We start from the raw sequence: 4,535 nt of genomic DNA, 5'->3' as shown, positions 1-4,535 counted from the left end.
GCCCGGGGCGGCGGTCAGCCGGTCACGCCCGGCGGCCCGGGGCAGGTCCGCGGCAGGTCAGGCCGTCGGCCGGTGCGGGCACGGCCAGGTCGTGGGCGACGAAGGGGGCGAGATAGGTGACCTGCCAGCCCGCCGCGAGCAGCGCGGAGATCTCGCGATGGCGGATCCGGGAGTCCTGCGGGTGGTGCACGACGGTGACGACGAGGGCGCGAAGGGGGGTCCCCGCGGTGGTCCCGCTCACGTCAGCTCCTGTCGTCGTGCCGTCCGGGCCGATCCTACGTCTCGCCGCGCTGGACCGATGGGACGGAACAGCCGTGGACCATGTACCGTTGACCTCACGAGAAACCACACAGATCCGGGTCCGCTCTGGTAGTTCTGCCGTCCCCACGGGGCGGCGGGAGGATCAGCGCCGACCCGCACTAGCGTAATGAGGGGGTCACGCCATGGGGCGCGGCCGAGCGAAGGCGAAGCAGACCAAGGTTGCCCGCGAGCTGAAGTACTACTCGCCGGACACCGACCTGCGAGCGCTGGAGGCGGAACTTCACGGTCAGTCCAACCAGCCGACGCGACGCGCCACGCGCGACGACGTCGACGAGGCGGATGACGACGACTACGACGCCTGGAGCACCCCCGAGCGGTGACGCTCCGGGGTCAGATCAACCCCTGACGACGCGCCTCCGCGGCAGCCGCCTCACGGCGCCGCACCCCGAGACGACCGTACGTGTGGGACAGGTGTGACTTCACGCTCGAGAGGCTGAGGTAGAGCCGCTCGGCGATCTCTTGGTTGCCCAGGCCCGCGTCGACGAGCCGCAGCACCTCGACCTCCCGCTCCGTCAGCGGCGGCGCCTCGCGCCGCACCCGCTGCACGAGCGGGCCGGTCGCCGGCTGGTCGAGCTCGGCGACGTCACCCCGGGCGGCAGCCCGCAGCGCGGCACCGATCTGCACCGGCGTGCTCGACTCCGCGAGGCAGCCGTGCGCTCCTGCGGTGATGACCTCGTCGGCGAGGTGGGTCTCCTCGGTGAGGACCACCCACGCGGGCCGCTCGGGCGCCCGCACACCACGCAGCAGACCGACCGGGCCCTGCGCATGCCCGAGGTCCCCGAGCAGCACGACGACGTCGACGTCGGGCGTCGAGGCGATCTCGTGGACCGTCGCGGCAGGGGTGAGCAGGTCGAGGTCCGGCTCTGCGGCCAGGACGGCGACGAGGGCCTGGCGGCGACGCTCGTCGGCGTCGGCCACGAGGACCCGTACCGCGGGTGTCAGGCGTGCTCCCCGACGACCTGCACGGCCCCGCCGTGCACTCCCTTCGCCCCCTGGACGACCTCGACACCGGCCGCCGGCTCGGTCGTGGCGGCGTCGGCGACCTCGCCGAGGACCCAGGCGTCGATGCCGGCCGCTCGGGAGCGGGCGATGGCCGCGTCCACGCTGGCCTGCGGCAGGGCCGCGACGAAGCCGATGCCCATGTTGAGGGTGCGCTCGAGGTCTGCACGGGGCACCGCGCCGAGCTCACCGACGAGGGAGAAGATCGGCGGCGGGGTCCACGACGCCCGGTCGACACGGGCGATCGTGCCCTGCGGCAGCACGCGGGCGAGGTTGGCGGCCAGCCCACCGCCGGTGACGTGGCTCAGGGCGTGCACGTCGATGCCGTCGGCCCGCACGAGGTCGAGCAGGGCTCGCGAGTAGATGCGGGTGGGCTCGAGCAGCTCGTCACCGAGGGTGCGACCGAGCTCGTCGACGTGCCGGTCGAGCTCCCACCCGGCGGCGGCGATGACCCGGCGCACGAGGGAGTAGCCGTTGGAGTGCAGACCGGAGGAGGCGAGGGCGACGACGACGTCACCGGCGGCGACGCGGTCGGGCCCGAGGACCTCGTCGTGCTCGACGACGCCGGTCGCGGCACCGGCGACGTCGTACTCGTCGGGGTCGAGGAGGCCGGGGTGCTCGGCGGTCTCGCCGCCGACGAGGGCGACGCCCGCGAGCTCGCAGCCCCGCGCGATGCCTCCGACGATCGCGGCGATGCGCTCGGGCACGACCTTGCCGGTCGCGATGTAGTCGGTCATGAAGAGCGGCTCCGCGCCGCACACGACGATGTCGTCGACGACCATGCCGACGAGGTCCTGACCGATCGTGTCGTGGCGGTCCATCGCCTGGGCGATGGCGACCTTGGTCCCCACGCCGTCGGTGGAGGTGGCGAGGACCGGGCGACGCATGCCCTGCAGGGCGCTGGCGTCGAACATGCCGGCGAAGCCCCCGAGCCCGCCGAGGACCTCGGGGCGGGTGGCCCGGCGGACCGACTCCTTCATCAGGTCGACGGCCTTGTCGCCGGCCTCGACGTCGACGCCGGCATCGGCGTAGGTGATCGGGGTCTGCTGCGTGGTCTCTGGGGTCGTCACGGGCGTCGCACGGCTTCCTGGGTCGGGGTGAACTCGAGCTCGAGCAGGGACTTGCCGAGGCGGTCCTCGCTCGGCAGCTCCATCGGGTAGGTGCCGGAGAAGCACGCGGTGCACAGCTCGTCGCGCGGCTGGTCGGTCGCGGCGATCATGCCGTCCTCGCTGATGTAGCCGAGCGAGTCGGCCCCGAGCGAGGTGCAGATCTCGTCGACGCCGAGCCCGGTGGCGATGAGCTCGGCGCGGGTGGCGAAGTCGATGCCGAAGAAGCAGGGCCACTTGATCGGCGGCGACGAGATGCGCACGTGGACCTCGGCGGCCCCGGCCTCGCGCAGCATCCGCACCACGGCGCGCTGGGTGTTGCCGCGGACGATCGAGTCGTCGACGATGACCAGCCGCTTGCCCTTGATGACGTGGTGCAGGGGGTTGAGCTTGAGACGGATGCCGAGCTGTCGGATGGTCTGGCTCGGCTGGATGAAGGTGCGCCCGACATAGGCGTTCTTGACCAGGCCCTGCCCGAAGGGGATGCCCGACTCCTGGGCGTAGCCGATGGCGGCCGGGGTCCCGGACTCGGGGGTCGCGATGACCAGGTCGGCCTCGACCGGGTGCTCGCGGGCCAGCGCGCGGCCCATCTCGACGCGCGCCTCGTGCACCGTGCGGCCGTGGATCGTCGTGTCGGGGCGGGCGAGGTAGACGTACTCGAAGACGCACCCCTTGCGCCGCGCGGGAGCGAAGCGCTGCGTGCGCAGGCCGTCCTCGTCGATGGCGACGAGCTCGCCGGGCTCGACCTCGCGGACGAAGGAGGCGCCGACGATGTCGAGGGCAGCGGTCTCGGAGGCGACGACCCAGCCGCGCTCGAGCCGACCGATGACGAGCGGGCGCAGGCCCTGCGGGTCACGGGCGGCGTAGAGGGTGTCCTCGTTCATGAAGACGAAGCAGAAGGCGCCCTGCAGCTTGGGCAGCAGCTCCATGGCCGCCGACTCGAGGGACTGGTCCTGCTCGTCGGCGAGCAGGGCGGTGACCAGCGCGGTGTCGGTCGTGTTGCCGCGGCGCAGCTCTCCCTTCGACACCCCCCGCCAGGTGCCGTCGACCTCGGGGGTCGCGGCGCGGTCCTCCACCATCTCGAGGAGCTCGGCGGAGTTGATGAGGTTGCCGTTGTGCGCGAGCGCGACCGTGCCGGCGTCGTGGCCACCGAGGGTGGGCTGCGCGTTTTCCCACGTGGACCCGCCGGTCGTCGAGTAGCGGCAGTGGCCGACGGCGATGTGACCGCGAAGGGTGGACAGGCTCCGCTCGTCGAAGACCTGGGAGACCAGCCCCATGTCCTTGTAGACGAGGATCTGCTGGCCGTTGCTCGTGGCGATGCCCGCGGACTCCTGCCCGCGGTGCTGCAGGGCGTAGAGCCCGTAGTAGGTCAGCTTGGCGACGTCCTCACCCGGCGCCCAGACGCCGAAGACACCGCAAGCATCCTGCGGTCCCTTCTCGCCGGGGAGCAGGTCGTGGGACAGGTTTCCGTCTCCGCGTGGCACGAGGTCCAGTCTCCCACACGGCCCGCGCCGCTCAGCCCCCCAGCCGGGTGCTGAGCACGCCCAGCACGGCGGCGATCTCGCGACGGCTGCGATCCAGCTCACCGATGCGCGCATCGAGGACCTCGAGCTGGTCCCGCAGGATGTCGGCCCGCTCCGCGTCGCTCATGGTCGACCAGTGCTGCATCCGGGTGCGCATGTCGTCGAGGCCGAAGCCCGCGGCCCGACCGGCGAGGACGAGGGCCAGACGCTGCTCGGCCTCGGGCGTGTAGTCGCGGTAGCCGTTGGGCAGGCGCCGCACCTGCCCGGGGCTGAACATGTCGCGCTCCTCGTAGTAGCGGATCGCCGACGGCGCCAGGCCCGTGCGGCGGGCGAGCTCTCCGATGCGCATGCCTGCTCCCGGCTCTCGAGGACTTGACCTTCAAGCCGCTTGAAACTCTAGCGTCGAGCCGTGACCACGCCCCTCGCCCTCGCCGCCGCCGCACTCTTCGTCTGCCGACTCGGTCTCTTCGCGCTGCTGCACCTGCGGCCCGGGGGGATCGACCCCCTTCGGCACGCGGTGAGCGACTACGCGCGCTCGACGTCACCGGCGACGCGGCGCCTCGCCACGGCGGCGTCGCGGGCCGCG

The 4,535-nt window shown here is 72.5% G+C and carries 6 protein-coding genes; 1 reads left to right on the top strand and 5 read right to left on the bottom strand.

Going from position 1 to position 4,535, the window contains the following annotated elements; all coding sequences use genetic code 11:
* Window positions 1-22 precede the first annotated feature (22 nt).
* On the bottom strand, window positions 23-241 hold the full coding sequence (locus AC2W7J_RS16055; protein ID WP_485983630.1) for a hypothetical protein: 219 nt from the start codon (window positions 239-241) through the stop codon (window positions 23-25).
* A gap of 202 nt (window positions 242-443) precedes the next feature.
* Between AC2W7J_RS16055 and AC2W7J_RS16050 the strand changes: the two genes are divergently transcribed.
* On the top strand, window positions 444-641 hold the full coding sequence (locus AC2W7J_RS16050) for a DUF3073 domain-containing protein (RefSeq protein WP_421008040.1): 198 nt from the start codon (window positions 444-446) through the stop codon (window positions 639-641).
* Window positions 642-651: 10 nt separating this feature from the next.
* Here AC2W7J_RS16050 and AC2W7J_RS16045 read toward each other — a convergent pair whose 3' ends face one another.
* The 4 genes from AC2W7J_RS16045 to AC2W7J_RS16030 are packed head-to-tail and all read right to left on the bottom strand — an operon-like array spanning window position 652 to window position 4,298.
* Window positions 652-1,239 carry a helix-turn-helix transcriptional regulator gene (locus tag AC2W7J_RS16045; RefSeq protein ID WP_485983628.1) on the bottom strand — a complete coding sequence of 196 codons (588 nt, stop codon included), beginning with the start codon at window positions 1,237-1,239 and terminating at the stop codon, window positions 652-654.
* A 20-nt stretch (window positions 1,240-1,259) separates the two neighbouring features.
* Window positions 1,260-2,390, bottom strand: coding sequence for a phosphoribosylformylglycinamidine cyclo-ligase (gene purM, locus AC2W7J_RS16040; protein ID WP_485983626.1), 1,131 nt, complete (start codon window positions 2,388-2,390; stop codon window positions 1,260-1,262).
* Window positions 2,387-3,910 (bottom strand): amidophosphoribosyltransferase, encoded by a 1,524-nt coding sequence (purF, locus tag AC2W7J_RS16035; protein WP_485983624.1) that lies wholly within the window; start codon window positions 3,908-3,910, stop codon window positions 2,387-2,389. The genes purM and purF overlap by 4 nt, the downstream gene beginning before the upstream one ends.
* A gap of 31 nt (window positions 3,911-3,941) precedes the next feature.
* Window positions 3,942-4,298 (bottom strand): MerR family transcriptional regulator, encoded by a 357-nt coding sequence (locus AC2W7J_RS16030; protein ID WP_255185078.1) that lies wholly within the window; start codon window positions 4,296-4,298, stop codon window positions 3,942-3,944.
* Between the last annotated feature and the right edge of the window lie 237 nt (window positions 4,299-4,535).

The organism is Janibacter sp. CFPM2_SD2, assembly GCF_057364645.1.
This window is presented reverse-complemented; position numbering and strand designations above follow the sequence as displayed.

Bases quoted from the DNA above. Each gene is read 5' to 3' on its own strand.
- AC2W7J_RS16050 (WP_421008040.1), top strand. From the start codon at position 444: ATGGGGCGCGGCCGAGCGAAGGCGAAGCAGACCAAGGTTGCCCGCGAG.
- AC2W7J_RS16030 (WP_255185078.1), bottom strand. From the start codon at position 4,298: ATGCGCATCGGAGAGCTCGCCCGCCGCACGGGCCTGGCGCCGTCGGCG.